The following is a 26,679-nucleotide window of genomic DNA, read 5'->3' on the forward strand; positions in this document are numbered from 1 at the left end:
CCCGTCAGGGAGTGATCAGGACCCGGCGGTGGATGTAGAAGTCCTCGACGGTCAGGCCGACCAGGTTCGGTACGGCGCTCTTCGGGACGATGTACACCTTCGCGATCTTGGCCGGCTTGTCCATCGTGAACGGATGGTCGTCGTCACCGCAGAACGTCGGCAGCGGGTAACCGGTCGCCAGTGTGTCGTCCCAGGTGTTGCCCTTGCTGTCGCGCAGCAGCGCGTCACAGCTGAAGCCCTGGTCCTTGAGCATGATCCCCTTCCGCGGGGTCACGGTGAGCGTGGCCAGCATGAAGATGGACCCGGCCGGTGCGTCGAGCTCGATCGCCTCGCCGTCCTCGTTCAGGATCGAGGTGTAGGCCTTCAGCGAGTCCAGCTTCCACTCGATGCTCTGGACCGTCACCGGGCCTTGGCTGACGACCTCGTCGACCCGGCCCTGCTTGTACAGCTGCTCGTCGTCGCTCAGGTACGGGTGCAGCAGGGTGAACGATCCGAGGCCCAGCAGGCCGACCATCAGCGACGCCTGTACGACCAGCCGGCTCGCCCGGCTCGCGAGGTTCACGACGCCACCCGGGTGACCGAGTCGTTGACGACGTACTGGTCGTCGGCGTGGTCGACCATCTGCTGGGCGATGTCCTCGGTCGGGACACCCAGGTCGACGCGCACCTCGGAGTTGTAGACGTTCCAGAGCATGCTCGGCTTGAGTCTCAGGGTCAGGCCCTTCAGGTCGGTCGGGTTGACCTCGAAGACGATGGCTCCCGTGCTGGCGAAGCCCGCATCGGGGAAGCTCATCTCGCTCTCGTTCGGATCGCTGACCTTCTCGTACACACTGTCGCCGTCGGTGATCAGCGTCGGCGTGAAGGTGTCGGGGTCCTTCACGCCGCGCACGGCGTCCCACTCGACCGCGACGAAGATGCCGTTGGTGTCGATCGGCTTGTCGTCGGAGCCCCCGTCCCCGCTGAGGATCTTGCGGGCGAACTTGATCCGGGTCACCTTGATCGTCGACCCGCTGCCCGCGTACGGGAGGGCCTCGCCGATGGTGCCGTGCACGACCTTCAGGTTCGAGTCGTCGCCGTACACCTGGTCGGGGCCGGCCAGCCGGGCCACGCCGCCGATCAAGATGAACAGCAGACCGACCAGGATGGTCGCGGGGCGGTAGAGCTTCACTTGTTCTTCCCGTCGTCGATGACAACGGTCGGCTTCAGCCGGACGACGGCGGCCGGATCCTCGTTGTGCCAGTACGGCTTCTCGTTCACACCGAGGGCCCCGTTGTCGCTGTCGTAGTGCTCCTGCAGGACGCCGATCTCGACGACGTCGGCGGCGAAGTCCGGTTCGACGTCGAACTTCGTGCTGCACTCCTCCGGCGGGAGCCCGTAGACGAGCACCCAGTTGAGGTTGTCGCCGCGGCAGGAGCCGCCGTTCGACTTGATCAGGTCCTGGCCCCCGCCCGGGACGAACCTGAGCAGGTCGCCCTGGATCGACTCACTGGTGTATTCCTCGGAGTCGATGTTCTTCGCGGTGAAGTAGACCCGGAGCGTGGTCTCGGCGTCGCTGTACTCGCCCTTGGGCTTGCGGATGATCTCGGCCTTGGTGAAGTTGAACTCGAACCGGCCGGCGGTCACCGTCGCCGGCGCGTCCAGGGTCGGGACCGTGCGGCCCGTCTTCTCTTTCCAGCCGCCGGTGGCCAGCACGACCAGCGCCGCCACCACGACGAGGGCGATCAGCAGCAACCAGATCCGCCGGTGCCGGTGAATCACCCGGTCGGCGATCATCGCATCGATGACCTCGTCGAGACTTTCCACGGCTGCGATCCTAGAGGGCCGTGGGTGCGCGCCGGGCACACGCTCCCCGGCCGGACTGTGCGGTCTGGACCGGTAGCCGCCGGAGTGGTCAGTGGCGAAACACCCGGAGGCCACTGAGAGGCCGTGAGCGCTTTCTGGCCCCCCTCCCGCGAGAGGGGACATGGCAATGAGGGAGAAAAGACGCCCTGGCATGAGTTTCAGGCGGCTGGTGGCCGGTTCTGCTTCGGTCGACGGGTAGAATGGACCGTGTAGAGCGAGCCGCACCTCTGCCATCACCGTGGAGGGCGGCTCAACTGTGCCGCGATGCCTCGCGAACGCGGGGTCCGAGGAGGACAACCACCGGTGACCGACGAGCCGACCGAGATCGACGCCAACCAGTCCGCCGACCCCATCGGCCTCAGTGATACCGCCGCAGCCGATCTGCACGAGATTCGCTCCTCGGTCGTCGAGCGCGAGTACGACGCGAGCGCCATCCAGGTCCTGGAGGGTCTGGACGCGGTCCGGAAGCGTCCCGGTATGTACATCGGGTCCACCGGCGAGCGGGGTCTGCACCATCTGGTCACCGAGGTGGTCGACAACGCGGTCGACGAGGCGATGGCCGGGTACGGCGACCGCATCGTGGTGACGCTGCTCGCCGACGGCGGGGTCCGGGTCGAGGACAACGGCCGTGGCATCCCGGTCGGCATCGTCGAGTCCGAGGGCAAGCCGGCCGTCACCGTCGTACTGACCGTGCTGCACGCCGGCGGCAAGTTCGGCGGCGGCGGTTACAAGGTGTCCGGCGGTCTGCACGGCGTCGGCGTCTCGGTCGTGAACGCGCTGTCCACCCGGCTCAAGGTCGACGTGAAGACCGGCGGCAAGCTGTACACACAGTCCTTCACGATGGGCGCCCCGGACGAGGACCTGGCCGAGATCGGCACCTCGACGTCGAACGGTACGACGATCACGTTCTGGGCCAGCCCGGACGTCTTCGAGACCACGACGTACTCGTACGAGACGCTGGCCACCCGCTTCCGCGAGTACGCGTTCCTGAACAAGGGCCTCGAGCTGGTGATCCGGGACGAGCGCCCCGACCACATCGACGAGGACGGCAAGCCGCTCGAGCAGTCCTTCCGGTACGCCGACGGCCTGGTCGACTACGTGAAGTACCTGACCGGGATCCGCGAGACCGTGCACCGCGACGTCATCTCGTTCGAGGCGGCGGCCGCCGACGACACGATGAGCCTCGAGGTCGCGCTGCAGTGGAGCGGCTCCTTCCAGGAGTCCGTGCACACTTTCGCGAACGCGATCAACACCCACGAGGGCGGCACCCACGAAGAGGGCTTCCGGGCCGCGCTCACCTCGCTGGTGAACGGCTTCGGCGAGGACCAGGGGATGATCAAGAAGAAGGAGGACAGGCTCACCGGTGACGACATCCGGGAAGGCCTGACCGCGATCATCTCGGTCAAGCTCGCCGAGCCGCAGTTCGAGGGCCAGACCAAGACCAAGCTCGGCAACACCGAGGTCAAGGGCTTCGTCCAGCGGGTCGTGAACGACCGGCTCGGCGCCTGGTTCGAGCAGAACCCGGCCGAGGGCCGCGAGATCATCCGCAAGGCGACCGCCGCGGCCAGCGCCCGGATCGCGGCCCGCAAGGCCCGCGACCTGGCCCGCAACCGCAAGGGCCTGCTCGGCGGCGGCGGCCTCCCGGGCAAGCTGGCCGACTGCCAGTCGACCAACCCGGAGGAGTGCGAGGTCTACATCGTCGAGGGTGACTCGGCGGGCGGCTCCGCGAAGGGCGGCCGGGACCCGAAGTTCCAGGCCATCCTGCCGATCCGCGGCAAGATCCTGAACGTCGAGAAGGCCCGGATCGACAAGGTCCTGCAGAACAACGAGGTCCAGGCGATCATCTCGGCGCTCGGCACCGGCATCCACGAGGACTTCGACGAAGAGAAGCTCCGGTACCACAAGATCGTGATCATGGCCGACGCCGACGTCGACGGCCAGCACATCCGGACCCTGCTGCTGACCCTGCTGTTCCGGTTCATGCGGCCGCTGATCGAGCGCGGGCACGTGTACGCCGCGCAGCCGCCGCTGTACAAGATCCGCTGGAGCAACCAGCCGCACGAGTTGGCCTACAACGACCGCGAGCGCGACGGACTGCTCGAAGCCGGCCTCGAGGCAGGCAAGAAGCTACCCAAGGAGAACCCGATCCAGCGCTACAAGGGTCTGGGCGAGATGAACGCGAACGAGCTGTGGGAGACCACGATGGACCCGGCCAACCGGGTGCTGCTGCAGATCACCCTCGACGACGCGGTGCGCGCCGACGAGACGTTCCAGACGCTGATGGGCGACGACATCGAGGCACGGCGCAGCTTCATCCAGCGCAACGCCCGCGATGTCCGGTTCCTCGACATCTGAGTTCTCGCCCCACACCGACGTACCTGATCTGAACGGGACTTTTTCATGACCGAGACCCCCACCACGCCGGGCCACGACCGGGTCGAGCCGCTCGACCTGCAGACCGAGATGCAGCAGTCGTACCTCGACTACGCGATGGCCGTCATCGTCGGCCGCGCGCTGCCGGAGGTTCGCGACGGCCTGAAGCCGGTGCACCGCCGGATCCTCTACGCGATGTACGACGGCGGCTACCGGCCGGACCGCGGTTTCAACAAGTGCTCCCGCGTCGTCGGTGACGTCATGGGTCAGTACCACCCGCACGGCGACTCGGCGATCTACGACACCCTGGTCCGGCTGGCGCAGCCGTGGGTGATGCGGGCGCCGCTGATCCAGGGCCAGGGCAACTTCGGCTCGCCCGGTAACGACCCGGCGGCTGCCATGCGGTACACCGAGTGCCGGATGGCGCCGCTGGCGATGGAGATGGTCCGCGACATCGACCAGGAGACCGTCGACTTCCGGCCGAACTACGACGGCAAGTCGCAGGAGCCGGTGATCCTGCCGGCCCGCTTCCCGAACCTGCTGGTCAACGGCTCATCCGGGATCGCGGTCGGGATGGCGACCCAGATCCCGCCGCACAACCTGCGCGAGGTCGCGGCCGCGGTCGACTGGGCGCTGGAGCACCCGGACGCGACGCAGGAGGAGCTGCTCGAGGCCTGCCTGCAGCACATCAAGGGCCCGGACTTCCCGAACGGCGCGCTGATCGTCGGCTACAAGGGCATCGACGACGCGTACCGCACCGGCCGCGGCTCGGTCACGATGCGCGCGGTGGTCGACATCGAGGAGGACGCCAAGGGCCGTACCAGCCTGGTCGTCACCGAGCTGCCGTACATGGTGAACCCGGACAACCTGGCGCAGAAGATCGCCGAGCTGGTGAACACCGGCAAGGTGAACGGCATCGCCGACATCCGTGACGACAGCTCGTCGCGGACCGGTCAGCGGCTCGTCATCGTGCTGAAGCGGGACGCCCAGCCGCGCGTCGTGCTGAACAACCTCTACAAGCACACCCAGCTGCAGGACACCTTCGGCTGCAACATGCTGGCGCTCGTCGACGGAGTACCGCGCACGCTCAGCGTGAACCTGTTCATCAGCCACTGGATCGACCACCAGATCGAGGTCATCCAGCGGCGCACCCGCTTCCGGCTGCGTGAGGCGGAGAAGAACGCGCACATCTACCGCGGGTACGTGAAGGCGCTGGACGCGCTCGACGAGGTGATCGCGCTGATCCGGCGCAGCCCCGACGTGGACGAGGCGCGCACCGGCCTGATCCAGCTGCTCGAGATCGACGAGATCCAGGCGCAGGCCATCCTCGACATGCAGCTGCGCCGGCTGGCCGCCCTGGAGCGGCAGAAGATCATCGAGCGGTTGCAGGAGCTCGAGGCGATCATCGCCGACCTCGAGGACATCCTGGCCAGCCCCGAGCGGCAGCGCAGCATCGTCAAGGACGAGCTCGCCGAGATCGTCGAGCGGTACGGCGACGAGCGGCGGACCGAGATCATCGCGGCCGACGGCGACCTGTCGGTGCAGGACCTGGTGCCGGACGAGGACGTCGTCGTCACGATCTCCCGCGGCGGGTACGCGAAGCGGACCAAGACCGACCTCTACCGGACGCAGAACCGCGGCGGTAAGGGCGTCCGCGGCGCCGCGCTGCGGGCCGAGGACGAGATCAGCCACTTCTTCGCCACCACGAACCACCACTGGATGCTGTTCTTCACCACCAAGGGCCGGGTCTACCGGGCCAAGGTGTGGCAGCTGCCCGAGTCGGCCCGGGACGCCAAGGGTTCGCACGTGGCCGGTCTGCTCTCGTTCCAGCCGGACGAGCAGATCGCGCAGGTGCTGACGCTGCGCGACTACGGACAGTCGGATTACCTGGTGCTCGCGACCAAGAAGGGCCTGGTCAAGAAGACGGCGCTGGGCGACTACGACTCGGCCCGGCAGAGCGGCATCATCGCGGTCAACTTCCGCGAGGAGGACGACGAGCTGATCGGCGCCGACCTGGCCACCGCCGAGGACGACCTGCTGCTGGTGTCCCGCAAGGGCCAGTCGATCCGCTTCACCGCGAACGACGAGCAACTGCGGCCGATGGGCCGGGCCACCTCCGGCGTCACCGGCATGAAGTTCCGCGACGGCGACGAACTGCTGTCGATGTCGGTGATCCGGGCCGGTGCGGACGAGGACACGCAGTTCGTCTTCACGGTGACCGACGCCGGGTACGCCAAGCGTTCGCGCGTGTCGGAGTACCGGCAGCAGGGCCGCGGCGGTCTCGGCATCAAGGCGGTCAAGCTGAACGACGAGCGCGGCTCGCTGGTCGGCGCGATCATCGTCGTCGACGAGGACCAGGTGCTGGCGATCAAGGCCAGCGGCCAGGTCGTCCGCAGCCGCGTCGACAGCGTCCCGGTGAAGGGCCGCGACACGATGGGCGTCCGGTTCGCCGGCGTCGCCGAGTCCGACGCCGTGGTCGCGATCGCCCGGAACACCGATCTGACCGTGGCTCTGGAGGAGTCGGAAGGCGCGGAAGCGGGTACAGAACCGGCTGATGCCCAGAATGTGGATGGATCGACAACCGAATCCACCTCTGAGAGCGTCCAGAATGATGACGAGCGTTCGACGGACGTGGACGGCGCGGCTACCGTCGAAAGCGACGAAGCCGGCCAGGAGGGTGACTGATGACCAACCGCGCGAGGCCGACATGGCCTGAAGGTGCGGCCGACAGCTCCAACTCCCAGCGCACGGCGCCGGGCGGGAAGCCGTCTGCCGCCCCGGCCAACCCGGCCTCCAACGGTCGTTCCAACGGCCAGCCGAGGACAGGTACGCCGAACGGCCAGCGGCCGTCCGAGTACCGCCCGCAGGCGAGACCGGCCACTCCCGGGGCCACCCCGGCGCGCCCGCAGCAGCCTGCGCCGAGTACGCCCGGCCGCCCGGAGCCGTGGTCGGAGCCTTCGGCAGGCGCACCCGCCGCCGGTGCCGCGCCGTACGGCGGTGGCGAGGCGAAGACCGAGTCGCTCGGTGACCGGATGAACGCGGCGCGTCAGGCGGTGCTGGACAAGGCCAACTCGGTCAAGGACGCCAAGACGGAGCGCGCCGAGACCCGGCAGACCCGGCTCGCCGCGAAGGACGCCAAGGAGGCGAAGACCTCGAGCCGCCACCAGACGCGGAAGGCGCGGCTGCGGATGTCCCGCATCGACCCCTGGTCGGTGATGAAGACGGCGTTCCTGCTGGCGATCGCGTTCGGCATCGTCACCTGGGTGGCGGTCTTCATCGTCTGGTCCGCGATCGGCGCGGCCGGCGTGTTCGACAACATCAACTCGACCGTCCAGGAAGTCCTCGGGACGCCGGCCGGCGAGCCGTTCCGGGTCGAGAACTACATCAACACCGGCAAGGTGATGGGCTTCACCACGCTGCTGGCCTGCGCGGACGTGCTGATCATCACCGCGCTCGCGACCCTCGGATCCTTCCTCTACAACATCGCCGCGACGCTCCTCGGCGGCCTCGAAGTCACCCTCGCGTCGGAGGACTGACCAGCGACGGCCGGGCCCGATGAGGCCCGGCCGGAACCGGTTTGGGAGTACGGCACTTGGTGCGGTAATCTCTCCCGGGTTCGACACCGCAGTTCGCGGGCCTATAGCTCAGACGGTTAGAGCGCTGCCCTGATAAGGCAGAGGTCACTGGTTCAAGTCCAGTTAGGCCCACTTTGTTCGAAGCCCGACCCAAGGAGTCCCAGTGCTGCGAAAGATCATGCTGGTGCTGCTGGCCGGCGTCGGCGGCTACTTCGTCTACAAGAAGACCCAGCAGTCCCGCGCCGAAAAGGACCTCTGGGCCGAGGTCGCCGACCCGGTAACCCCGGGCCACTGACCACCCCACGGGGGCGTAGCTCAACTGGCAGAGCACTGCCTTTGCAAGGCAGGGGTTAGGGGTTCAAGTCCCCTCGTCTCCACCAAGAAGTTCTTGCAGGTCAGAGCGTGATTCGCCGCTCGCGCCGCCGTTCTCCTTTGCTTCGTTGAGGGTCTGCGTGCCCTCCGCGTGCCCCAACGTGTCGTTGTCGACCTGGGGGCGAGCCTCCCGCAGCCGGGCACCGAGCCGGTCGGCGATGGCCCGGGAACGGCCCTTCGAGACGTGCAGGTAGATCATCGCGGCGCGGGGGCTGGCGTGCCCCATCCGCTCCATCAGCTCGCGCAGACTGGCACCGTCGTCCGCCGCGAACTGGTTCCCGGTGTGCCGGAGATCGTGGAAGTGCACCGAGCGTACGCCGGAGGTCGCCAGCGCCTTGACCCAGATCTTCCGGAAGTTCTGGCGACGAAGCTTGCCGCCCTTCGGTCCGATGAAGACCCGACCGTCCTCCCCCGGCTCGGCGTACTCCGCCAGATGCTGCTTCAGCTCGTCCAGCAGATCATCGGGCACCGGGACAGCGCGGCGACCGGCGGCTGACTTCGGGTCCTTCAGGTACAGCTCGCCGTTGCTCAGTTGGGCTTGGTTCTCCACGACTGTGACAAACCCTGTGGACACATCGACGTTCCGCCGAGCCAGTGCCGCCAGCTCACCGAACCGCAGGCTCGTGAACGTCGCGAGCAGCACCATCATTCGCAGCCGAGACGGCATCGCGTCGACCACCCGCAAGACCTCGTCGATCGTGAGCACCGGACGTTCCGCACTCTTGTCGTCGCCAGCCCCGGGAATCCGGCACGGGTTGCGCTTGATCATGCCGTCGTCGAGCGCCGTGTTTAGCATCGCCCGCAGGACTCGATACGCCTTCGCAGCACTCGGCCTCCCGGTACCACCATCGAGCATTCCGGCGTACCAGCATCGTACGTCGGCCTCCCGTACCTCGTTGATCGAGCGATTGCCGAACGCGGGTTCGATGTAGCCACGGAAGGCGAATTCGTACCGCTCGCGGGTGGTCTTGCTCAGCGGGCGCTCGGCGAGCCAGGCCCGTCCCCACGGACCCAGCTTGATCTTTCCGGCGTCCGGGTCGTACCAGTCATCGCGTGAGAGGTCGGCTTCGAGTTTGGCCAACTGCAGCTCGGCATCGCGCTTGCGTTCGTACGTCGTCGGAGCTGACCGGCGTAGTCCGTCGGGACCGTAGTACCGAACCTGCCAACGGCCCGAGGCGAGTTGCCGAACACTGCCGAATGAGCGTCGACGAGGCATCAGGCAGCCCTTCCCCGGATCACAACCGGCTCGACCGTCCGGCGCTCGATGTACTCCCGAACAGCCGACTCCGGAATACGGATGTACCGGCCGACCCGGACGAACCGGATGCGCCGTTCCTCCACCAGGCGCCGAGGGAATCGAGGCCCGCTCGTCGACCAGGTCCCGAGCAGCTCGGCGGCCTCCGCGTACGTCAGAAGCTTGTCCATCTTGTCTCCCCAGGTCATGCCGCCGAGTCGGCGGTGTCGTCGTTGTTGGTTGTCGAACAGGTGTTGTCGGGTGGTGCGTGGGCCTGCTGTTTGGCTTGCTCGTACTCGGTTCGCCAGCGGATGCGCTCGGCGATGCCCCTCGTGAGTACGCCGTGCCAGGTTGGGAGGTCGTCGTCGTTGGCCCGGTCGACGGGTGACCAGATGAAGCGGGGCGAGCCGTCCTCGAGCTGGGCGGTGGCGGCGTAGCGATCGGTGTCGTGCATGTCGACGCCAGCGGCGGCGAGGGTCTGGCGGACAACTTCGGCGCGGTCGGCGCGGTGGTCGGTCAGGGTCCTGCCGGTCCACTGACGCGAGACCAGGACGCGGCGGCCACCTAGCCCGAGGTGGTGCCGGTCGTGAGCCTTGGACGGGCACCAGCCGGGACGCATACCGGGTTCCGCTCCGAGAGGCTGGACGCCGAAACGGAGCCAGTTCGAGCAGGACGGTGAGCAGGGCAGCCAGCGGACCTCGCGGTGCAGCCGGTCCAGGTGCATCGCCTGCCGGGGCGTGATGGTGTCGTCGTCGCCGTAGGTGTCCGCGATGGACTTGGCGAGGTACTTGGTCAGGTAGCCGATTGCCTTGCCGACCTTGTCCTCGGCGTCGGCGATGATGCCTTGGTAGTCAAGCTGGGTTCCGAGCTTCACCACGTGCGCGGGCATCGCGGCCGGGTCGTCGCCGATCGCGTCGAGCGCCTGAGCCCAGTTGGGCAGCGGAGCCCCAGTGTGCGGGTCGGTAAAAGCGCCGGCCAACTCATCCCAGCGCGGCAGCTCGTCGCCCACGTACACCGGTTCGGAGCACTGCGGCCACCACAGTTGGTGATAGGTCGCGGCGGCAACGTCCTTGACGACCTGGCGCGGGATGACGCCCCGGACGGCGGCGTGCAGGTGCGGTGCGAGGCGGTGCTGGGCTTCGACGGTGGCGAAGTACTGGACCTTGTACCCGGCGCAGCGGCGCAGGTTCTGCCAGAACCGGTCGACCAGCTTGGGGAAGTGCAGCGCGTCCATCGCGGCCCGGTGGTAGTCGTACAACTCGGGGTCGCGAGGTGTGCCGTCCGGGCCGACCTTGCCGTAGGACGGCAGCGTGAGGGTCAGGAACATCGACGGGCGGTAGGTGCGTCCGTTCGGAGCGGTGAACGTCGAGCCCACGGTGCGGTTGTCCATCGGCACCCGGGGCAGGTCGGGAGCGTCCTGGCGGCGACGGGTCGAACGAACACGACGCGTCGGCTCCTCGCTCGGCTCGTCCTCGACCTGGTCCTCATCCTCGACAGCGGCCGCATCGCCTAAGTCGTCGGAGTGCTCCGCGGCTTCGCCCTCAACAGTCGGGACCTCGTCGTCACGGTGCCAGCCCTCGCGGCACTGCTGCATCCGGAGCTTGCGGGCACGCTCGGCACACGGCGGGCACTGCCGCTCCTGGGTCGACCCGCACGGGATCGGCACGACGGACTGCTCACCCGTGGTCGTGTCAGTCATCCGGGACAGCACCGGACGGACACAGACACCATTGCGGACCGCCAGGTCGTGCAGCACGTCGGGCGCGACCTGACCCAGGCTCGACATCATCGGGGACCATCTCCTCGGCGTGGCTGGTCTCGTTCACCGGCCCACGGGATCCGCGCCGTGAGGTAGACGCGGACACCCGCAGACCCGTAGTTGGGGAAGATCCGGCCGGAGCCGGTGAAGTCGAACACCACGCCCAGGACCTTGAGCATGACCTCGATCTCCTCGGGGTCACCGGAGACGCGGAGCTTGACCGTCATGACGCCTGCCGCCAGAGGAATTCGGGTAGCAGGGTTGCGCCGTCGAGTGCGTCGACCACGTTGGCGCCGTCGACCAGGTCCCGAACGAGCACGTCGCGTTGCAGCTCGGTCGTGCCGCCCCAGACGCCGTACTCCTCACCGGCTGACAGTGCGTAGGCGAGGCAGGAGCGGCGAACCGGGCAGAAGCCGCACCGATCGATCGCAGACGCCTTGCGAGCGGTCTCGGTGTCCTCGGGGAACCAGGTGTCGTCGGCAACGGATCGGCATGCGCCCATCGACTGCCAGTCGGGCAGGACATGGGCCGCCAGGTCGGCGCGCAGTTCGTTGGTCAGCTCGGGTACGTCGAAGACCAGCTCGATCTGTCCGGGGATCGGCGGGCGGGTCATGCCGCCACCTCCTCGACCGGCCGCAGGGATGACGGTTCACGGTCCTTGCCGGTCGCGTCAGGCGAGTACAGCTCGACCAGCTCTGCTACGTCATCGTCGGAGTGGAACGGGAAGCGGACCCGGACCGGTTCGGCCTCACCGTCGATGCCGACGTACCCGACTCCTGGCAGCGACTCCGGGATCTCGTCGCAGCGAGCACCCCGAGCCCGGGCACCCTCGGCCAGGACCAACCCGACCTGAGCAGCCTCAGCCAGCCGGAGCGCGAGCCGGGTCGGGAACAGATCCCGGAACGGCAGCACCTCCTTACGCGGGTCCTGAAGCGCACCGACGACGGTGACACCGGCCGCACGGCCCTGCGACAGCAGCAGCGACAACGCGGCGGCGATCCGGCGCTTCAGATCCCGATCGGTCACGTAGGCGGTCAGCGAGGCCAGCTCGTCGACGACCAGGACGATGAACGGCTCCTCGGTCGTCGGCCTGTGCAGCCGGGAGAACCCGCGCATCTTCGCCTGCCGGGCACGCATCCGCTCCACGGCCTCGTCCAGGACCTCAGCGAACGCGGACTCCCATCCGACTGTGTCGTCGCCGCCGTAGCAGAACTTCGCGAACAACCGCCGCCCAGCGGCCAACTCCATGCCGCCCTTGGGGTCCAGCGCCCAGACCTGGACCAGCCCGGACCGGATGCCGGGGCCGAGGGCGGCGATGATCGACCACAGCACCGAGCCTTTGCCCGCACCGGTCGCTCCCGCGATTAGCAGGTGCGTGCCGAGCAGGCGCAGCCGGTACATCAGGCCGTCCTCGCGCAGCGCGACCGTCAGCGCCTTGAGGTCGATCGAATCGGCCGGCGCAATCGGCGGGACCAGCTTGGTGAGCGGGTCGTCGACCAGGAACCACAACACGATCTGACGCCGGTTGCGTTTGTGCGAGCGGACCCGGCAGTCGGTCGCGCCGAAGGTCTTCGCCAGCCGCTCGGCGACCTCGGCATAGTCGGTCAGGATCTGGCCAGGCAGCAGCCGGACCGTGACCAGGTCAACTCGACCGGTCGAGCGGACACGGACGATGCGCGGCACGTACACCGCGTCATTGAGCTTGGACGTCAGTTTGAGGGTGGTCATGGTCGGTTGCCACAGGCCCCGATACACGGCGAACCGTCGCCACCATCCACGCGCCCGCCAAACGATCCGCTGCGCGAACGACTCCGGCCAGCGCCACCACCACACGAGGCCGAGCAGGACCGCAGCAGCCACAGCAGCAGCGAGCCGCCAAGGTCCGTAGACCGTCCAGGCCTTCCACGCCAGCAGCCCGGCGAGGACGGTGCCGGTGGTGCGCGGGTGCCTGACCAGCACGACCGGGAGCCGCACCAGCCAGGACAGGAACACCCACAGCAGCCACCACCGCAGACGGATCGCGATGCCCGGCGTCTTGAACCGAAGCGGTCCTTCCTTGACCTCGGTCCCCCGGATGCTGAACACGTCTCGTCACCCGCCCTACGCCGCAGGCTTGCTCTGGCCGGGGGCGTTCTTCGGAGCCCGTACCGCCATGGCCCGGAACGACCACGCCAGACGCGGACGGCCGCCGTTCTCGGCCACGTACGGAGTCGCGGTCATGCCGTCGAACTCGACCGGCGTGAAGGGCAGACCGTTCGACGACGGCAACACCGGCTTCTGCGTGGACAGGATCTTGATCGAGAGCTGCCGGTCGGCCTTGCGCGCCTCCGGGTCGCCGTCCATCACGTCGACCGACCAGACGTTCAGGCCCGAGTCCTCGTCGACCGAGTAGACCGGCCGGTCCTTCGTCGAGCGGTCGAAGTCGCGGACCTGAGTGACCTCCGAGACGGCGTACACGCCGTGCGGGAAGACCTCGCCGAACTGGATGTTGATCTTGCGGGGCATCGCCATGTCTCTGTCCTTCGAGTGATTTGCCTAGCCTGACTAGCCAGGTCGGAATATGGCTAATCTAACCAGCCTGGCTAGCCAGGTCAAGCATTCGGACAGAGAAATTCCTAGGCTGGCTAGCCAGGCACTACGCTGGAGACATGGAGCTAGACCCGAACGACCCGCGACCGCCGTACAAGCAGGTGGCGAACTCCCTGCGCGCCGGGATACTCACGCACCGGTTCAACGCGGGCGAGAAGCTGCCGTCCCAGCAGGAGCTGGCGACGCAGTACGGCGTTGCTCGGATGACCATCCAGCAGGCGCTGAAGCTGCTCCGTGACGAGGGTCTGATCGTGTCCAGGGTCGGCAGCGGGGTCTACGTCCGCGACCGTGCCGACCAGGCGGTCGGTCTCCGTCCCCACATCGAGCAGGCGTTCGAGAAGACCCGCGTCACGATCGACTTCGCGGGCCTGACCGGTGAGACCTTGCTCGGCGCACTTGAGGAACCCATCGAACGCATCCGGCGTGGTCGACTGACGCCGGAGTCGGTGACAATCCGGCTGATGCTGTCGGACATGTCCCAGCCGGTCGCGGTTCCCTCGCGTGCCGGTTCCGAGCCGGGGGATGACCCGGCAGTCCGCGAGCGGGTGGCGAACATTGCCCGCCGATCGGCTGGAGAGATCCTGGAAGCCGTGGGGGAGCTCGGCGAGCTGGGCTTGGTCCAGAAGGTCGACGTGTCCGCCCGGGTCATCCCGCTGCCGATGATGTTCAAGATGTACCTCCTGAACGACGAGGAGGTCTTCTTCGGCTTCTACCCGGTCGTCGAGCGCGAGGTCGAGATTGGCGGCAAGAACGTGCCCATCTTCGATGCCGTCGGCAAGGACACCGTCTTGTTCCACCACTCAGTCAGCGACGACGACCGAGCCACCGGTTCGCAGTACGTTGACCAGGCGCGCAAGTGGTTCGACAGCCTCTGGGGAACGATCGCTCGGACCTACGAGCCGTGACCGCCGAAGCGCTGGCCGCCATCCTGCGCCGCAGCCCCGTCATCCTGCTCGACTTCGACGGCCCGGTCTGTTCCGTGTTCGCCGGGTATCCGGCAGCGCAGATCACCGAGGAACTGCGCGCTCTCGCGCTCGACCAGGTCGACGAGCTCCCGCCGGCTATGTCCGCGATCACCAGTCCGCACGAGTTCCTGATCGCATCCGCCGAGGTCTCCGCGGAGCTGGCTCGCCACGTCGAGGAGGCGCTTCAGACCGCCGAGACGAAGGCTGTCGAGAGCGCCACGCCTACGCCCGGTGTCGAGGAGTTTCTGCGGGCTTGCCGTGCGACTGGTCGGCAACTCGCGATCGTCAGCAACAACGCTGGCGGGTCGGTCCGGGCGTACCTCGACCGAGTCGGCCTGACCGAGCTGGTTGACCACATCGAGGCCAGGGACCCATCCGACCCGGCGCTCATGAAGCCGAGCCCGCACCTAGTCGAGAAGGCCGCCCAGGCCCTCGCCGTAGAACCCGACGCCTGCACGTTGATCGGCGACCAGACCACCGACGTGCAGGCCGCCCGAGCAATCGGAGCCGCAAGCATCGGCTACGCCAACAAGCCCGGCAAGGCCGACGACCTGGCCGCTAGTGGAGCCGATGCCGTGATCGCCCACATCGACGAGCTGACCGAGGCGATTCGCGCCAACTAGTCGGCCGGAGGCCCTGTCCCCGTCTCTCTCTGCCGATTTGGGCTCTTATGGATCAAGGGCGCGCCTTCGGCGCGCGGCCCCGGCTGCGGGCGGCGCTTGGGCGCCGTCCTCGCCGGAGCCCAGAAGCAGGACGCTTCTCGACCCATGCAATCCAACCGGCACGAGCCGAGGTTCTGGCGTCTGACCGTGGGGTTGCCCCGTCCCCTGGCCGCTCGATCGTACGGCCATCACGACGCGCATCAAGAGCGCCTGCGGCGTCCCTACGGGATCGGCAAGCCGACTCTTGACCCGCGCCGCGCTGACCTTGGTTGGCAGCTATCAGGGGGACGGGGCAGGTGTGGAGTCCGCGACCGGGCGGGTTGGATGCAGCACCATGTGGGAGTTCTCTCTCGTGGCCAACATGGTGAATGAGAACGCATTCAGATCCAGGCAGAGGTCGACGTCGTCCGGATGGATGCCCTCGTGGCCCCGCAGCACGCCGTCAGTCAGTCTGGCAGCCGCAATGGAGTCCCTCGCACGTTCGATGTACGGCGCTGCCTGAACCACCGAGGCTGTTGCTCGCTTTGAGATGTACTCCGCACACGCCAAGTCTTCCTCCGCGTGGCCGGCGTCACCGGTAACAACGAATGTCACGTCGTCGGGCCGATGATTAAGTAGGAAGCGGGCTGTGGCATCTGCGACGACAAAACTCGCGCACAAGACGACGTCGGCATTGGCCACCGACAGAGCGCCAACAGTCCCCGCCGTGGTCTTCTGAATGACCGTCCGACCTTGAAGGTCGACTGATCGCAGCAGCCCAGGGGAGTTCACTAGGTCAAAGCCCGGTAGTGGCGCTCCATCCTGCAACGCCAGCCAGTCCGGATGCCGAGTCTTCAGCTCGCGAGCGGAAGCCAACGTCTCCGCAAAGACGATCCTCTGAGCACCTCGGGCGAACGCCCACGCAGCGACCGTGAATGCTCGCATCACATCGATCACGACGGCGGTCTTCGGCGTCTCGCGGATGTCATCGATACCAATGAAGGTCGAACGCACTGGCACATCATGCCTCGAAATCGGGCCGCAGCAGGCCGTGCCCTCCACGTGCCCTAAGGAGAACGTGCGATCGGGCTCGACCGGTCACTCATGGGGTGGAGCCGGTCGAGCCCGGGCTCAGCGATCTAGCGCTCAAGCCAGCGGAAGCGCTACAACCGCCTTTGCAAGGCAGGGGTTAGGGGTTCAAGTCCCCTCGTCTCCACCATCACGTTCACGCAGGTCAGAAGGACGCTTCCTGTTTCACGCGATCCCAACTGCCCACGAGCCGAGTCCTGGCATCTGACCGCCGGTTAGCCACGTCCCCCTGGCCGCTCGATCGTACGGCCACCACGACCCACATCAAGAGCGCTACGCGTCCCTGCGGGATCGGCAAGCCGACTCTTGACGTGCGCCGTGCTGGCCTGGGTTGGCAGCTATCAGGGGGACGGGGCAGGTGTGGTGGTCTTGGCCTTCAGCTACGTGGTCGACCCCATCATGGTGCGAGACCATCGGGGAAGGGTGCCGTCTCCTGATCCCAGGCATCCGCAGCAACGATTAGGCCCTGTCGAGGGATGCTGACGGCGAGGATGAAAGGGTCCCCCGCGCTGCGACGACGCTCCCAAGGTGGCGAGAACTCCAGATCCAGCTCGATGTTCAGCGTGACTTGGCCCGAGGATCGACCGACAACTCGGAACGCCAGATTTGGCTCAGTGAACGCGAGCCCTGGTTGGCCGCCGCCTATCGCCGCGTCACGTAGCCATGCGGAAACACGCGGCGTCTCGTCACAGGTCAGCGCCGGATACCGGAACTGCCAACGACCTGTTGGCGCGAACGCCGCGCCCTCGACCATGTGCCAACTGAACCGCTTGCCGGGGTCGGCCGCGTCAGGAAACTGATAGCCGGTGACGCCAAGATCGAGACCAAGCCCGTCGCCGTCTACCAATCGCACAGCTACGCAGTCTAGGAGGTCGTGCCCTCCGCGTGCCCCAATGGGAACGCAGCAACGGGTTCGGCCGGTCACTCAGGGGGTGGAACTGGCCGAACCGACGCTTGGCGATCCGGCGCTCAGGTGAGCGGAAGCGCGACAACCGCCTTTGCAAGACAGGGGTTAGGGGGTGTCCCCTCGTCTCCACCACTCTCGGTGTAGCTCGTCGGAGCGAGGGAAGCCCCGCTCACGGCTACCGGCCGCATCCGGCTTCCCTGACTCCGACGGCGCCATTGCGCTGCTGGTCCTGCTGCTATTGAAGGTGGCGGCGGGGTTTGAAGCGGCGGATTTCGTGGGGCCAGCCGCAGGCCTCGGCTACCTTGGCGGCCCACATCTTGGCGGCGTCGTCGTCGGCGACGCTCAACAGGGCGAAGCCGCCCAGGTACTCCTTGGTCTCGACATACGGGCCGTCGGTGACGAGTACCTCGCCGCTCGTCGGGTCCGCGTTGTAGATCGGGCCGTCCTCTTCCTCCAGTCCCCCGGCGAAGACGTACACGCCGGCGGCCTTCATCTCCTCCGTCACGGCCCGGGCACGGTCACCGCGGCCGTGGTACCACTCCTCGGGGTGGTCGCCGACCCACTGCTGGTTGAAGTAGATGAGGTACTCGGGCATCCCTGCTCCCTCGGCTTGAGCGAACCCGGTGTCCGCTTCCACCTACGCTACGAACAACCCCGGGCGAATCCGACAGCCATCGGCAAGAGTCTTGTCGGATTCGGGTGGTGCTGTTCGTGGTGTTGGTGTGGCGGCTGGTTGGTCGCCGGACTGAGAGGAGACGGCTGTGGCGCAGTATTTGATCTCGTTCAACGACGAGTGGGTGCCTGAGCACACGGGTGAGGAGTTGGGGGCGAAGAGCATCGCGGGGCGGGCGGTGATCGCGGACATGGAGGCTGCTGGGGTCTTCGTGTTCAGCGACGGGGGTATCGACGCCTCGACCGCGATCTGCAGCGTGGAGGCGAAGGACGGGGAGCCGATCTTCAGCGACGGGCCGTACGTCGAGACGAAGGAGCACCTCGGCGGCTTCTGCGTCGTCAATGTGCCGGACGACGAGACCGCCCGCTACTGGGCCGGCCGCCTCGCCGTCGCGCTCGACTGGCCGCAGGAGGTCCACCGCTTCCCGGGCAGCGAGCGCCACAACCGCCCGTGAGCCACGCGGGGTGGGTCAGGCGCGGCGCGTGACCCACCCTGGACTGGGCAGGTTGAGAGCATGAGACTGGCCGGCGAGGGAAGGAGATGCTCGTGCAGGTGACGCATCTGTTCGCGAATCTGTCGGTTCCGGACATCGACGAGGCTCGTGGGTTCTACGTGGACTACCTGGGTCTCAGCGACGCCGGGCTGACCGAGCTGAGTTGGGTCGCCAGGTTCCAGACGCCGGACGGACAGGCCGCCGTACAACTCGTCACGCGCGACGCGACGGCGCCGGCGGACTCGGTGCTTTCGGTTGCCGTGGGCGACGACATCGAGGAGGCGTACGAGGAGGCGCAGCGGCGCGGCTTCGAGATCGTGTACCCGCTGACGACCGAGCCGTGGGGGATCCGGCGGTTCTTCGTCCGCGCGCCCGACGGCAATCTGATCAACGTCAACGGGCACAAGGACGGCTAGCGGCCGAAGGCCCAGGCTGCCATCCGCGGGAACTCAGCTTGCCAGAACGGGTCGCCGTGATTGCCCTGGCGCTCGGTGAGTACGACGTCCGCGTCGGCGTCGCGGAGGGCGTCTGCCCAGCGGGCGGCGTTCTCCATGAACCAGGGCTCTTCGGTGCCGGCCACCAGATACGCGCGCGGCAGTCTGCTGGGCATGACGTCCGGCGGGCGGTAGCCGCCGCCGGGTGAGGCGGCGAAGACCGCGCCGTAGATGTCGGGATGCCGGAGGCCTATGGCGAGCGCGAGCTCGGCACTCGCGGACACGCCGAACACCGCGGTCCGCTCGGCGGGAAACGCGACTCCGAAGCGGGATCGCACCCAGTCGCCGACGTCGTCGACGAAGAACTTCTCGTGCGCGGCGAACCGTTCCGGGTTGAACGACGGCGAGTACTCCTCGATCCGTGCCATCTCGTCCGGATCGTCGGTCCGGTACGCACCGACCACCAGCGTCGGCGGTACGTCGGCTCGCTCGAGATCCCTGCCCCACTGCGAGATCAGCTGGCCGTCACCCGCGAACACGACCGCCTCGGGCGGATCCGACGGCACGTATACGGCGACCTGGCGCCCACCGTCGTACTCGAACATCTCGGTGGCGAGCTCGCTCATGCGCAGCGAGTATTCCATGCCTGGCAGACTGACGCGCGTGACTGATCAGGGTGGGTTCGACTTCAGCGGCTACCAGGAGGCGGCGGCGCGGACCGCCGGGCTGGTCGCGACCGACCATCCGATCGTGTACCCGACCTTGGGGCTGGTGAACGAGGCGGGCGAGGTCGCCGGCAAGGTGAAGAAGATCTTCCGTGACCGGCAGGGCGTTATCACCGACGCCGACCGGCAGGCGCTGACGCTCGAGCTGGGCGACGTGCTCTGGTACCTGTCCGAGCTGTGCACCAGGCTCGGCATCAGCCTCGAGGACGTCGCCGAACAGAACATCGCCAAGATCGCCGACCGCGCCTCCCGCGGCGTCCTCCACGGCGACGGCGACCACCGCTGATCAGCCGACGGCGTCATGGCTAATGCTCGATCAGGCCGCCGGCGTGGACGGGTGGGACGTGGCCGGTGGGTGGGCGTGAGTGGGACAGGGCGATGCCGACGTCGACGAGGGCGGCGCGGCGGAGGGTTGGGACGTCGGTCAGCGGTGTCCACACGGATTCGGCGGTTTCGCCGTTGGGCTCGGGGCGGGTGGTGCCGGCGGTGATGCGGACGGCGTAGAAGATGCCGATGTTCTGGTGATCGTCCGGCCCCGGACGACGGCGTACGGCGGCCGGGACGATGCGCGAGTCGACGCCCAGCAGTTGCTCGACCACCGACTCGTACCCGGTCTCCTCGGCCACCTCACGGGTCACGGTGTCGAACGGATCCTCCCCCGGCTCGACGCCGCCGCCCGGCAGCGTCCACCAGCTCCCGTCGCCGTACGGCGAGACGTAGCGCGCCAGCAGCACTCGCCCGCCCTCGACACACACCGCGTACGCCGCCACCCGTCGACTCATCCCCGGACCTTAACCCGCGGGACATGTTGCCTCGGGCAATAGCGGTCTCGCGGTGGACGCATCCGGCCAAGCGCCGGCCACATCCGCACACGCCAGGAGGATGTGACCGACCGCAACTAATGTCGCCCCTTAGTGATCGTACGATCACAATAAGCAATCATCACTGAGGAGGACTGATGCGGAAACTTGCGGCCCTGGTGGCCGGCTTGGTCGCGGCGGCCGGCGGGGTCTACGTCTTGGCGGCGCCCGCGGCGCAGGCGGCTGACTGCGGCGGGACGTACACGATCGTCGTCGGCGGCACCGGCGACAACGACTCCAACGCGCCGTACTGGCAGGGAAACATCAGCCAGCGAGTCGGGTACCCGGCCCAGCCGATCGGCTACAACGCGCGGCAGGGCGTCAACGAGCTGAACCGGCTGATCCGCGATCACCGCAACGCCTGTCCCGACCAACACGTGAAGGCGGTCGGGTTCTCGCTCGGCGCCGCGGTCGTGCACACCTGGGTGACCGAGAACTGGCAGACGATCGACAACGTCAATGCGGTACTGATCGCCGATCCAAAGCGCGCGGCAGGTCCTGGCTCGGCGGGCGCCGCTGCCCACCCACTGGTTGCGCCGGTCGTCGGAGCGCCGCTGGCCGGTGCTGACAACTTCTTCGGCGACATCCCGACGCTGACGCTGTGCACCGACGACATCATCTGCGACGCCAACGCGGCGTCAGGCCTGCCCGGATACCTGTGGGAAGGCAGGCACGGCAACTACAACTTCAACGTCGACGTGTACACCGACGACGCCCGCGGCCAGTGGTTCAACGGGGTCTACATCCCCTGACCGTGCCCGCTCGACAGGTAGTGCACCAGCGAGACACCGTACGCATGAGCGCGGCCACGTCTAGGTGCACTACCTGACCGCAGGACACCTCCTGTCGAAAGGGCCCGCAGGGAATGCGGCCCGCCTCGAGCAGGGTTGCGACGGGTATGACGATTGAGATCGGAGTCATCCTGCCGACGTCCTCGCCGGATCCGGCGCGGCCGATCCTCGGCGACGTGCGCGAGAGTGCGCGGTACGCCGAGGAGGCCGGGCTGGATTCGGTGTGGTCGACGGATCATCTGATCGCCAGTGCGCCGATGCTGGAGAGCTCCGTCGTGCTGGCGACGGCGGCCGCGGTGACCGAGCGGATCACCATCGGATACAACGTGATGCTGCTGGCGCTGCGGCCGGTCGCGTGGGCGGCGAAGCAGATCAGCACGCTGCAGCTGGTCTCGAACGATCGCCTCGTGCTCGGTGTCGGGACGGGCAATCCCGCGCACGGCGATGCCGGATGGCGGGCGGCCGGTGTCGAGTTCGCCGAGCGCGGGCGGCTGACCGACGAGGCGCTCGCCGTCCTGCCGGACCTGATCGCGGGCACCAGCCCGGATTTCCAGATCTCCCCCGGCGCGAAGGTGCCGCCGATCTTCGTGGCCGGCAACGGCGCCCGGGCGCACCGGCGAGCGGCGACGTACGGCGACGGGTGGGCGACGATCGCGATGACGCCCGACGAGGTACGCATCAACCTGAAGCGGATCAACGAACTTGCCGACGGCAAACAGTTGAAGGCCACCGTGGTCGCGCCGCAGCTCGACGGCGAGCCGATCGAACAGCTCGCCGCGTACGAGGAGGCCGGCGTCGAGCGCATCATCCTCCCGCCCACGGGTGACTGGCACCGCGACTACGACCAGGCCGCAGAGCTTCGCAACCGTTACCACCGCGGCTGAGTGGGCTGATGGAAGGCCGATCGATTGGACCTGTCCGGCCGAGGCGTCGGTAGGGAAACTGGTTCCATGTATGTTCCTGCGCACTTTGCCGGTGAGGACGAGGCCGTCCAGGAGTTGCTGCACAGCCGTGGGGCGGCGGATCTGGTGACGGCCACGCCGGAGGGGCTGGTGGCAACGATGTTGCCGTTCCTGTACGACCAGGAGCGGAATGTGTTGCTCGGCCATCTGGCGCGGAACAACGAGCACTGGAAGCTCCCGGTGATCGGCGACGCGCTGGTGATCATGCGCGGCCCCGACGCGTACATCTCCCCGACCTGGTACGCCTCCAAGCAGGAGCACGGCCGCGTCGTCCCGACCTGGAACTACATCACCGCTCACATCCACGGCACGATGACCGTGCACGACGACCCTGCCTGGGTGGAGGACGTCGTACGGCGGCTGTCGGACCGGCACGAGTCCGGGCGCGCGGAGCCGTGGTCGGTGGACGACGCGCCGGCGAATTTCGTCAGCGGTCAGCTCCGCGCGATCGTCGGCGTGGAGATCGCGATCCAGCGGATCGAAGCGAAGTTCAAGCTCAGCCAGAACCGTCCGGCCGCAGACGTCGACGGCGTGATCGCCGGCCTCCGGGCCGACGGTGACGACCGGTCGGCTGCCGCGGTGGAGCACCATCGCCCAGTTTGACCTTGCCCTTGGGGGCAACGTTTATCCTCCGGATCATGTCTGGAGTCGTGGTGGTGGGAGTGGGGCCCGGAATCGGCCTGGCGGTGGCGCGACGGTTCGTCCGGGAGGGGATGAGCGCCGGCCTGATCGCGCGGTCGGACGCGACGGTGAAGTCGGCCGCCGAGGAATTCGGAAGCGCCGACGTGCTCCCGGTGACCGCGGACGTGACCGATGAGCGCGTGCTGCGTGCGGCACTCGACCGGATCGTCGACGCGTACGGCGTACCGGATGTGGTCGTCTACAACGCGGCAATGATCCGGTCGGACCGGATCGGTGACCTCACCGCCCAGCAGCACCTCGACGCGTTCGCGGTGAATGTCGTGGGTGCGATCACCACCGCTGCCCACCTCGCGCCGGCGATGGCCGAGCGTGGCAGCGGGTCGTTCCTGATCACCGGCGGCATGCCCGTGCCGAAGCCGGACTACGCGAGCCTGTCCCTCGGCAAGGCCGGTGTGCGCGCGGTCGTCACGCTGCTCCACCAGCAGTACGGCGCGGCCGGCGTCCACGCCGCGAGCGTCACCATCAGCGGCGGCGTCTCTCCCGGCAGTCTCTGGGACCCGGACGACATCGCCAACCACTACTGGCGCCTCCACCAGCAGGCTCCGGCGGAATGGATCCACGAACTCGTCGTCTGACCTCTTGTCGTATTGTTCAACAATCTCTATCGTGAGATTACCTGAGAGGGGGTCTCATGACGATCGCAACGCTCACTCCGGCCCAGGCGCGGTCCCTGTTCCGGGACGACTACAGCGGGCCCACCACCGGTTGGGCCGGCGGCTACACGCAGACCAACCTCATCGCGGTCCCCGCGGACTGGGCGTACGACGTGCTGCTCTTCTGCACGCGCAACGCCCAGGCCTGCCCGGTGCTCGACGTCAGTGACCCCGGCGACCCGGCGACGCGACTCGCGCGCGGCGCCGACCTGCGGACCGACCTCCCGCAGTACCGGATCTGGCGCGACGGCGAACTGGTGGCCGAGGTGGCGGATGCGACCGAGGCGTGGCGAGACGACCTGGTCGCGTTCTCGCTCGGCTGCAGCTTCACGTTCGAGAGCGCGCTGGCAGCCGACGGGATCCCGCTGCGGCACGTCGAGCAGGGACGGAACGTGGCGATGTACGTGACCAACCGCGAGTGCGAACCTGCCGGACGGCTGCACGGTCCGCTCGTGGTGTCGATGCGCCAGATCCCCGCCGATCGCGTCGACGACGCGGTCCGGATCACGCGAGCGATGCCCGCGGTGCACGGCGGTCCGGTGCACATCGGCGATCCGGCTGCGCTGGGGATCACCGACCTGGCGCGGCCGGACTTCGGTGATCCGGTCGACGCGGCCGACGGCGACGTACCGGTGTTCTGGGCTTGCGGCGTGACGCCGCAGGCGGCGCTGATGGCGTCCCGGCCGCCGTACGCGATCACCCACGCGCCGGGCTACATGTTCATCACCGACCGCCGCGACAGCGACTACCGCCTCTAGCGCAGACCGCAGCGGCCAGACCCGCTCGCTCATGTCACCCGGTGAAGACTGCGCGGAAGTGCTTGCCGTTGACGAGCAACGCGACGCCGAGCAGCAGCAGACCGCACACGGCCTGCTCGCCCTTCAGCCACAGCGGGAAGGTGCCCGGCAGCGCGATGATCACCACGATCGCGACCAGCATCGCCGCCGAGACGATCCGGAGCCGGAGGAACCCCCGCCGCGAACCTCGGGACGCACTGCGGGCGAACAGAACGGTCAGCAGGGCGCTCGCGACGACGATCGTGCCGCGGACCCAGACGGCATCGTTCACGACGGACGCATGATGGCGGAGGGCAACGATCGCGGCGAGCGTCAGGACACTGATCGCGAGATACCCGCCGGTCAGCAGTTGCACGCTCCGCAGCGCGGCCGTGCTGCGCGGGTGTTCGACGTTCACTGGAGTAGTCATGTCTCGACTGTCCCGCTGTGGCCGTGGCGGGCACATCGCCCGCTCGGCTCCATCCGGATCAACCGATCGGTGGATTCCCTCGGTGCCGCCAGCGGAAATCGCAGACGACCGCGCGGTGGTCGGAGGGATGGATGCCGTCGACGGCGTCGCCCGCGACGACGGCCGACTCGACGTTGACGAGCTGGTCCTCGTGGCCCGGCCGGTAGAAGATGTGGTCGATCCGCTGGTCGACCAGCTCCGGGCCCGCCTCGAGCGGTGCGGATGGATGCGTCGACGGCAGCGTCACCGCATCGGGTACACCGTTGCCCGCTGTCCACGCGTCGATCATCACGTCGCGGAGCGGACGCAGTACGGCGCTGTCCGGCGCGGCGTTCAGATCGCCCATCACCAAGGACGGGCACGGCCCGTCGGCCGATGGATCGGTGCCGAGGTCGGCGAGCAGCGTCGCCTGGGCGAGCCGGTCGTCGCTGAAGGTCGTCGCATGTTCCAGGCAGGCCGCCACGACCGGCAGCGGACCCGCCGGATGAGCGACCCGGGCGCGCAGCGCGACCGGATCCCAGGATCGATGGCGGGCCGGCATCGGGATCGTCTCCTGCTCGACGATCGGCCAGCGACTCAGCAGCGCGACGCCGAGCTCGACCCCGGCGTGGTCGGGCGCCTGCGCCGGATCCGGGGACCGCGGGTACGACGGCGACGCGAAGACCGCATGGAATCCGAGCGCGTGGGCGAACTCGTCCGCCTGGGTGGTGCCGTCGCCGCCCCACACCTCCTGCAGGGCGATCACGTCTGGCGTGAACCGCTCGATCGTCGCGAGGATCCCCGGCTGCCGCTCCCGCCAGCGCGGGCCGAACCGCCACCAGATGTTCCACGTCATCGCGCGAAGCTGCGGATCGACCACGGCTGTTCCCTCCGAATCGGCTGTGACCGACCTCCTGTACCCACCTCCGGCCCGCACACGATCGTTGCCTCAAGCACCTTCCTTCCGTGTCAATTTGTGCACGGAGTATCACAGACTGTCACGACGGGTTTACGGCTGCGTGCAGATGTCCGGACAGGGCTGGCGGCAGTACCGGCGGTCGGCTGATCGTCGAGTCAGGAAGTCGAGAAGAGTTCGAGTCAGGTCGACCACGGGAGGGTCCGGACACGTGCTCGAGACTTATCGCGGGATCCCACACCTGTTGGACACCTGGCTCGTGCTGACCGGCATGGCGTTGCCGGTGGCGCTGTCCTCGCTCCGCCGCCCGGGCGATGTGGTCCCCCGGCTGGCGGCGTTCTGTGTACCGGCCACGTTCGCGCTGGTGATCGCGGCGACGCTCAGCCCGACGACCCACCGGCTCGGTCAGATCGGCCAGTGCGGCACGCACCTCACCACCACCGGCGGGCTGACGTCGCTCCAGGGGCTGCTCAACGTCGTGCTGTTCGTGCCGGCCGCGGGCATGCTGACGCTGGCCAGCAGTCGCCCCGGTGACGGCATCGCCGCCGGCATCGGGCTGTCGGCCGCCGTCGAGGCCGTCCAGGCGCTCGTGCCGCAACTCGGCAGGTCCTGCCAGCTGCACGACCTGATCGCGAACTCGCTCGGCGCCGTCTGCGGAGTCGGGCTGGCCGCCGGCGTCCAGACGTTGAGCCGACGCGTCCACCCGGGCTTCCTGGTCGTCAGCCCGGCGGTGGTCGAACACGCCGCGATGCTCGTCGTCCGGCGGCCGCGGCATCCGGCCCGGCACCGCCGGGGAACCCTCACTCGCCCGGTGCGATATCACAGTACGAGCACACAGTTATCCGGATAGTTATCCACAGGCTGTGGATAGGACCGTGGATGACCGCCTGGCCACCTGGGG

General features: G+C 68.0%; 32 protein-coding genes and 2 tRNA genes. 17 read left to right on the top strand and 17 right to left on the bottom strand.

The annotated features are described in order from the left end of the window. Positions 1 to 4: 4 nt before the first annotated feature. From AB0L64_RS01700 to AB0L64_RS01710, 3 genes are read right to left on the bottom strand one after another with little or no spacing between them, the layout of a single operon-like run. A complete protein-coding gene (locus tag AB0L64_RS01700; RefSeq protein ID WP_363706649.1) occupies positions 5 to 562 on the bottom strand; it encodes a hypothetical protein in 558 nt (185 codons plus the stop codon). Then, on the bottom strand, positions 559 to 1,167 hold the full coding sequence (locus tag AB0L64_RS01705) for a hypothetical protein (RefSeq protein WP_363706651.1): 609 nt from the start codon (positions 1,165 to 1,167) through the stop codon (positions 559 to 561). The genes AB0L64_RS01700 and AB0L64_RS01705 overlap by 4 nt, the downstream gene beginning before the upstream one ends. Continuing rightward, entirely contained in the window at positions 1,164 to 1,802 is a 639-nt protein-coding gene (locus AB0L64_RS01710; RefSeq protein WP_363706653.1) for a hypothetical protein, read from the bottom strand. The genes AB0L64_RS01705 and AB0L64_RS01710 overlap by 4 nt, the downstream gene beginning before the upstream one ends. 342 nt (positions 1,803 to 2,144) lie before the next feature. On the opposite strand from AB0L64_RS01710, the gene gyrB reads away from it, so the two are divergent. The 6 genes from gyrB (at position 2,145) to AB0L64_RS01740 (ending at position 8,169) form a co-directional block, all read left to right on the top strand. Further along, entirely contained in the window at positions 2,145 to 4,196 is a 2,052-nt protein-coding gene (gene gyrB / locus AB0L64_RS01715; protein WP_363706655.1) for a DNA topoisomerase (ATP-hydrolyzing) subunit B, read from the top strand. A gap of 45 nt (positions 4,197 to 4,241) precedes the next feature. Beyond that, positions 4,242 to 6,899 (top strand): DNA gyrase subunit A, encoded by a 2,658-nt coding sequence (gene gyrA / locus AB0L64_RS01720; protein WP_359934921.1) that lies wholly within the window; start codon positions 4,242 to 4,244, stop codon positions 6,897 to 6,899. Beyond that, the gene (locus AB0L64_RS01725; protein ID WP_363706658.1) at positions 6,899 to 7,750 is read left to right on the top strand and encodes a DUF3566 domain-containing protein; all 852 of its coding nucleotides are present in this window, start codon (positions 6,899 to 6,901) and stop codon (positions 7,748 to 7,750) included. Before gyrA ends, AB0L64_RS01725 begins: the two co-directional genes overlap by 1 nt. Before the next feature lie 97 nt (positions 7,751 to 7,847). After that, positions 7,848 to 7,921 (top strand) — tRNA-Ile (locus tag AB0L64_RS01730). A gap of 34 nt (positions 7,922 to 7,955) precedes the next feature. Beyond that, entirely contained in the window at positions 7,956 to 8,084 is a 129-nt protein-coding gene (locus AB0L64_RS01735; RefSeq protein WP_311136380.1) for a DLW-39 family protein, read from the top strand. 9 nt (positions 8,085 to 8,093) lie between these two features. Beyond that, positions 8,094 to 8,169 (top strand) — tRNA-Ala (locus AB0L64_RS01740). On the opposite strand, the gene AB0L64_RS01745 is transcribed toward AB0L64_RS01740, so the two are convergent. Genes AB0L64_RS01745 through AB0L64_RS01775 form a run of 7 tightly spaced genes read right to left on the bottom strand, consistent with a single transcriptional unit; the run spans position 8,148 to position 13,665 of the window. Further along, a complete protein-coding gene (locus AB0L64_RS01745; protein WP_363706660.1) occupies positions 8,148 to 9,377 on the bottom strand; it encodes a tyrosine-type recombinase/integrase in 1,230 nt (409 codons plus the stop codon). The genes AB0L64_RS01740 and AB0L64_RS01745 overlap by 22 nt on opposite strands. Further along, positions 9,377 to 9,586 (bottom strand): excisionase family DNA-binding protein, encoded by a 210-nt coding sequence (locus AB0L64_RS01750; protein ID WP_363706662.1) that lies wholly within the window; start codon positions 9,584 to 9,586, stop codon positions 9,377 to 9,379. The genes AB0L64_RS01745 and AB0L64_RS01750 overlap by 1 nt, the downstream gene beginning before the upstream one ends. A 14-nt stretch (positions 9,587 to 9,600) precedes the next feature. Continuing rightward, complete coding sequence (locus tag AB0L64_RS01755) at positions 9,601 to 11,184, bottom strand: replication initiator (RefSeq protein ID WP_363706664.1); 1,584 nt, start codon at positions 11,182 to 11,184, stop codon at positions 9,601 to 9,603. Further along, complete coding sequence (locus AB0L64_RS01760; protein WP_363706666.1) at positions 11,181 to 11,381, bottom strand: hypothetical protein; 201 nt, start codon at positions 11,379 to 11,381, stop codon at positions 11,181 to 11,183. The genes AB0L64_RS01755 and AB0L64_RS01760 overlap by 4 nt, the downstream gene beginning before the upstream one ends. Continuing rightward, positions 11,378 to 11,767, bottom strand: a complete 390-nt coding sequence (locus AB0L64_RS01765; protein WP_363706668.1) for a WhiB family transcriptional regulator — start codon at positions 11,765 to 11,767, stop codon at positions 11,378 to 11,380. Before AB0L64_RS01765 ends, AB0L64_RS01760 begins: the two co-directional genes overlap by 4 nt. Next, the gene (locus AB0L64_RS01770; protein ID WP_363706670.1) at positions 11,764 to 13,239 is read right to left on the bottom strand and encodes an FtsK/SpoIIIE domain-containing protein; all 1,476 of its coding nucleotides are present in this window, start codon (positions 13,237 to 13,239) and stop codon (positions 11,764 to 11,766) included. Before AB0L64_RS01770 ends, AB0L64_RS01765 begins: the two co-directional genes overlap by 4 nt. Positions 13,240 to 13,254: 15 nt before the next feature. Continuing rightward, positions 13,255 to 13,665 carry a plasmid replication, integration and excision activator gene (locus tag AB0L64_RS01775; RefSeq protein ID WP_363706672.1) on the bottom strand — a complete coding sequence of 137 codons (411 nt, stop codon included), beginning with the start codon at positions 13,663 to 13,665 and terminating at the stop codon, positions 13,255 to 13,257. 137 nt (positions 13,666 to 13,802) lie between these two features. Between AB0L64_RS01775 and AB0L64_RS01780 the strand changes: the two genes are divergently transcribed. Together AB0L64_RS01780 and AB0L64_RS01785 are read left to right on the top strand one after the other, a co-directional pair. Beyond that, positions 13,803 to 14,648, top strand: coding sequence for a winged helix-turn-helix domain-containing protein (locus tag AB0L64_RS01780; protein WP_363706674.1), 846 nt, complete (start codon positions 13,803 to 13,805; stop codon positions 14,646 to 14,648). Continuing rightward, on the top strand, positions 14,645 to 15,331 hold the full coding sequence (locus AB0L64_RS01785) for an HAD family phosphatase (RefSeq protein ID WP_363706676.1): 687 nt from the start codon (positions 14,645 to 14,647) through the stop codon (positions 15,329 to 15,331). Before AB0L64_RS01780 ends, AB0L64_RS01785 begins: the two co-directional genes overlap by 4 nt. Before the next feature lie 318 nt (positions 15,332 to 15,649). On the opposite strand, the gene AB0L64_RS01790 is transcribed toward AB0L64_RS01785, so the two are convergent. The 3 genes from AB0L64_RS01790 to AB0L64_RS01800 form a co-directional block, all read right to left on the bottom strand. After that, positions 15,650 to 16,363 carry a 2-phosphosulfolactate phosphatase gene (locus tag AB0L64_RS01790; protein WP_363706678.1) on the bottom strand — a complete coding sequence of 238 codons (714 nt, stop codon included), beginning with the start codon at positions 16,361 to 16,363 and terminating at the stop codon, positions 15,650 to 15,652. A gap of 472 nt (positions 16,364 to 16,835) precedes the next feature. Next, a complete protein-coding gene (locus AB0L64_RS01795) occupies positions 16,836 to 17,291 on the bottom strand; it encodes a hypothetical protein (protein ID WP_363706680.1) in 456 nt (151 codons plus the stop codon). A gap of 289 nt (positions 17,292 to 17,580) precedes the next feature. Then, positions 17,581 to 17,940 (bottom strand): YciI family protein, encoded by a 360-nt coding sequence (locus AB0L64_RS01800; protein ID WP_363706682.1) that lies wholly within the window; start codon positions 17,938 to 17,940, stop codon positions 17,581 to 17,583. A 166-nt stretch (positions 17,941 to 18,106) separates the two neighbouring features. On the opposite strand from AB0L64_RS01800, the gene AB0L64_RS01805 reads away from it, so the two are divergent. Both AB0L64_RS01805 and AB0L64_RS01810 read left to right on the top strand, forming a co-directional pair. Next, positions 18,107 to 18,472, top strand: coding sequence for a YciI family protein (locus AB0L64_RS01805; RefSeq protein ID WP_363706684.1), 366 nt, complete (start codon positions 18,107 to 18,109; stop codon positions 18,470 to 18,472). A gap of 92 nt (positions 18,473 to 18,564) precedes the next feature. Then, positions 18,565 to 18,927, top strand: a complete 363-nt coding sequence (locus tag AB0L64_RS01810; protein WP_363706686.1) for a VOC family protein — start codon at positions 18,565 to 18,567, stop codon at positions 18,925 to 18,927. On the opposite strand, the gene AB0L64_RS01815 is transcribed toward AB0L64_RS01810, so the two are convergent. Next, a complete protein-coding gene (locus AB0L64_RS01815) occupies positions 18,924 to 19,589 on the bottom strand; it encodes an alpha/beta hydrolase-fold protein (RefSeq protein WP_363706688.1) in 666 nt (221 codons plus the stop codon). The two genes, AB0L64_RS01810 and AB0L64_RS01815, sit on opposite strands and share 4 nt — an antisense overlap. 19 nt (positions 19,590 to 19,608) lie before the next feature. On the opposite strand from AB0L64_RS01815, the gene AB0L64_RS01820 reads away from it, so the two are divergent. Beyond that, the gene (locus AB0L64_RS01820) at positions 19,609 to 19,956 is read left to right on the top strand and encodes a nucleoside triphosphate pyrophosphohydrolase family protein (RefSeq protein ID WP_363706690.1); all 348 of its coding nucleotides are present in this window, start codon (positions 19,609 to 19,611) and stop codon (positions 19,954 to 19,956) included. Positions 19,957 to 19,975: 19 nt separating this feature from the next. Here the strand turns inward: AB0L64_RS01820 and AB0L64_RS01825 are convergent, their stop codons facing one another. Further along, positions 19,976 to 20,452 carry an NUDIX hydrolase gene (locus AB0L64_RS01825; protein ID WP_363706692.1) on the bottom strand — a complete coding sequence of 159 codons (477 nt, stop codon included), beginning with the start codon at positions 20,450 to 20,452 and terminating at the stop codon, positions 19,976 to 19,978. Positions 20,453 to 20,628: 176 nt separating this feature from the next. On the opposite strand from AB0L64_RS01825, the gene AB0L64_RS01830 reads away from it, so the two are divergent. The 5 genes from AB0L64_RS01830 (at position 20,629) to AB0L64_RS01850 (ending at position 24,396) form a co-directional block, all read left to right on the top strand. Then, complete coding sequence (locus tag AB0L64_RS01830; RefSeq protein ID WP_359934891.1) at positions 20,629 to 21,282, top strand: cutinase family protein; 654 nt, start codon at positions 20,629 to 20,631, stop codon at positions 21,280 to 21,282. A 146-nt stretch (positions 21,283 to 21,428) separates the two neighbouring features. Then, positions 21,429 to 22,205, top strand: a complete 777-nt coding sequence (locus AB0L64_RS01835; protein WP_363706695.1) for an LLM class flavin-dependent oxidoreductase — start codon at positions 21,429 to 21,431, stop codon at positions 22,203 to 22,205. A 66-nt stretch (positions 22,206 to 22,271) separates the two neighbouring features. Beyond that, positions 22,272 to 22,886 carry an FMN-binding negative transcriptional regulator gene (locus AB0L64_RS01840; RefSeq protein WP_363706697.1) on the top strand — a complete coding sequence of 205 codons (615 nt, stop codon included), beginning with the start codon at positions 22,272 to 22,274 and terminating at the stop codon, positions 22,884 to 22,886. Between the two features lie 35 nt (positions 22,887 to 22,921). After that, complete coding sequence (locus AB0L64_RS01845; RefSeq protein ID WP_363706699.1) at positions 22,922 to 23,560, top strand: SDR family NAD(P)-dependent oxidoreductase; 639 nt, start codon at positions 22,922 to 22,924, stop codon at positions 23,558 to 23,560. A 56-nt stretch (positions 23,561 to 23,616) separates the two neighbouring features. Next, positions 23,617 to 24,396: a putative hydro-lyase gene (locus tag AB0L64_RS01850; RefSeq protein WP_363706701.1), complete on the top strand. Its 780-nt coding sequence runs from the start codon at positions 23,617 to 23,619 to the stop codon at positions 24,394 to 24,396. A gap of 34 nt (positions 24,397 to 24,430) precedes the next feature. Here AB0L64_RS01850 and AB0L64_RS01855 read toward each other — a convergent pair whose 3' ends face one another. Both AB0L64_RS01855 and AB0L64_RS01860 read right to left on the bottom strand, forming a co-directional pair. Further along, entirely contained in the window at positions 24,431 to 24,844 is a 414-nt protein-coding gene (locus tag AB0L64_RS01855) for a hypothetical protein (protein WP_363706703.1), read from the bottom strand. 58 nt (positions 24,845 to 24,902) lie between these two features. Continuing rightward, positions 24,903 to 25,718 carry an endonuclease/exonuclease/phosphatase family protein gene (locus tag AB0L64_RS01860; RefSeq protein WP_363706705.1) on the bottom strand — a complete coding sequence of 272 codons (816 nt, stop codon included), beginning with the start codon at positions 25,716 to 25,718 and terminating at the stop codon, positions 24,903 to 24,905. Positions 25,719 to 25,989: 271 nt separating this feature from the next. Between AB0L64_RS01860 and AB0L64_RS01865 the strand changes: the two genes are divergently transcribed. Continuing rightward, on the top strand, positions 25,990 to 26,628 hold the full coding sequence (locus AB0L64_RS01865; RefSeq protein ID WP_363706707.1) for a VanZ family protein: 639 nt from the start codon (positions 25,990 to 25,992) through the stop codon (positions 26,626 to 26,628). Positions 26,629 to 26,679: the final 51 nt, after the last annotated feature.

This window comes from Kribbella sp. NPDC051936, assembly GCF_040680955.1.
Lineage (GTDB): Bacteria > Actinomycetota > Actinomycetes > Propionibacteriales > Kribbellaceae > Kribbella.

Coding starts and splice junctions, on each gene's coding strand:
- AB0L64_RS01780 (WP_363706674.1), top strand. CDS start 13,803: ATGGAGCTAGACCCGAACGACCCGCGACCGCCGTACAAGCAGGTGGCG.
- AB0L64_RS01765 (WP_363706668.1), bottom strand. CDS start 11,767: ATGACCCGCCCGCCGATCCCCGGACAGATCGAGCTGGTCTTCGACGTA.
- AB0L64_RS01845 (WP_363706699.1), top strand. CDS start 22,922: ATGTCTGGAGTCGTGGTGGTGGGAGTGGGGCCCGGAATCGGCCTGGCG.
- AB0L64_RS01855 (WP_363706703.1), bottom strand. CDS start 24,844: ATGACTACTCCAGTGAACGTCGAACACCCGCGCAGCACGGCCGCGCTG.
- AB0L64_RS01750 (WP_363706662.1), bottom strand. CDS start 9,586: ATGGACAAGCTTCTGACGTACGCGGAGGCCGCCGAGCTGCTCGGGACC.
- AB0L64_RS01850 (WP_363706701.1), top strand. CDS start 23,617: ATGACGATCGCAACGCTCACTCCGGCCCAGGCGCGGTCCCTGTTCCGG.
- AB0L64_RS01775 (WP_363706672.1), bottom strand. CDS start 13,665: ATGGCGATGCCCCGCAAGATCAACATCCAGTTCGGCGAGGTCTTCCCG.
- AB0L64_RS01830 (WP_359934891.1), top strand. CDS start 20,629: ATGCGGAAACTTGCGGCCCTGGTGGCCGGCTTGGTCGCGGCGGCCGGC.
- AB0L64_RS01860 (WP_363706705.1), bottom strand. CDS start 25,718: ATGACGTGGAACATCTGGTGGCGGTTCGGCCCGCGCTGGCGGGAGCGG.
- gyrA (WP_359934921.1), top strand. CDS start 4,242: ATGACCGAGACCCCCACCACGCCGGGCCACGACCGGGTCGAGCCGCTC.
- AB0L64_RS01760 (WP_363706666.1), bottom strand. CDS start 11,381: ATGACGGTCAAGCTCCGCGTCTCCGGTGACCCCGAGGAGATCGAGGTC.
- AB0L64_RS01815 (WP_363706688.1), bottom strand. CDS start 19,589: ATGGAATACTCGCTGCGCATGAGCGAGCTCGCCACCGAGATGTTCGAG.
- AB0L64_RS01800 (WP_363706682.1), bottom strand. CDS start 17,940: ATGCCCGAGTACCTCATCTACTTCAACCAGCAGTGGGTCGGCGACCAC.
- AB0L64_RS01755 (WP_363706664.1), bottom strand. CDS start 11,184: ATGATGTCGAGCCTGGGTCAGGTCGCGCCCGACGTGCTGCACGACCTG.
- AB0L64_RS01825 (WP_363706692.1), bottom strand. CDS start 20,452: ATGAGTCGACGGGTGGCGGCGTACGCGGTGTGTGTCGAGGGCGGGCGA.
- AB0L64_RS01725 (WP_363706658.1), top strand. CDS start 6,899: ATGACCAACCGCGCGAGGCCGACATGGCCTGAAGGTGCGGCCGACAGC.
- AB0L64_RS01835 (WP_363706695.1), top strand. CDS start 21,429: ATGACGATTGAGATCGGAGTCATCCTGCCGACGTCCTCGCCGGATCCG.
- AB0L64_RS01840 (WP_363706697.1), top strand. CDS start 22,272: ATGTATGTTCCTGCGCACTTTGCCGGTGAGGACGAGGCCGTCCAGGAG.
- AB0L64_RS01745 (WP_363706660.1), bottom strand. CDS start 9,377: ATGCCTCGTCGACGCTCATTCGGCAGTGTTCGGCAACTCGCCTCGGGC.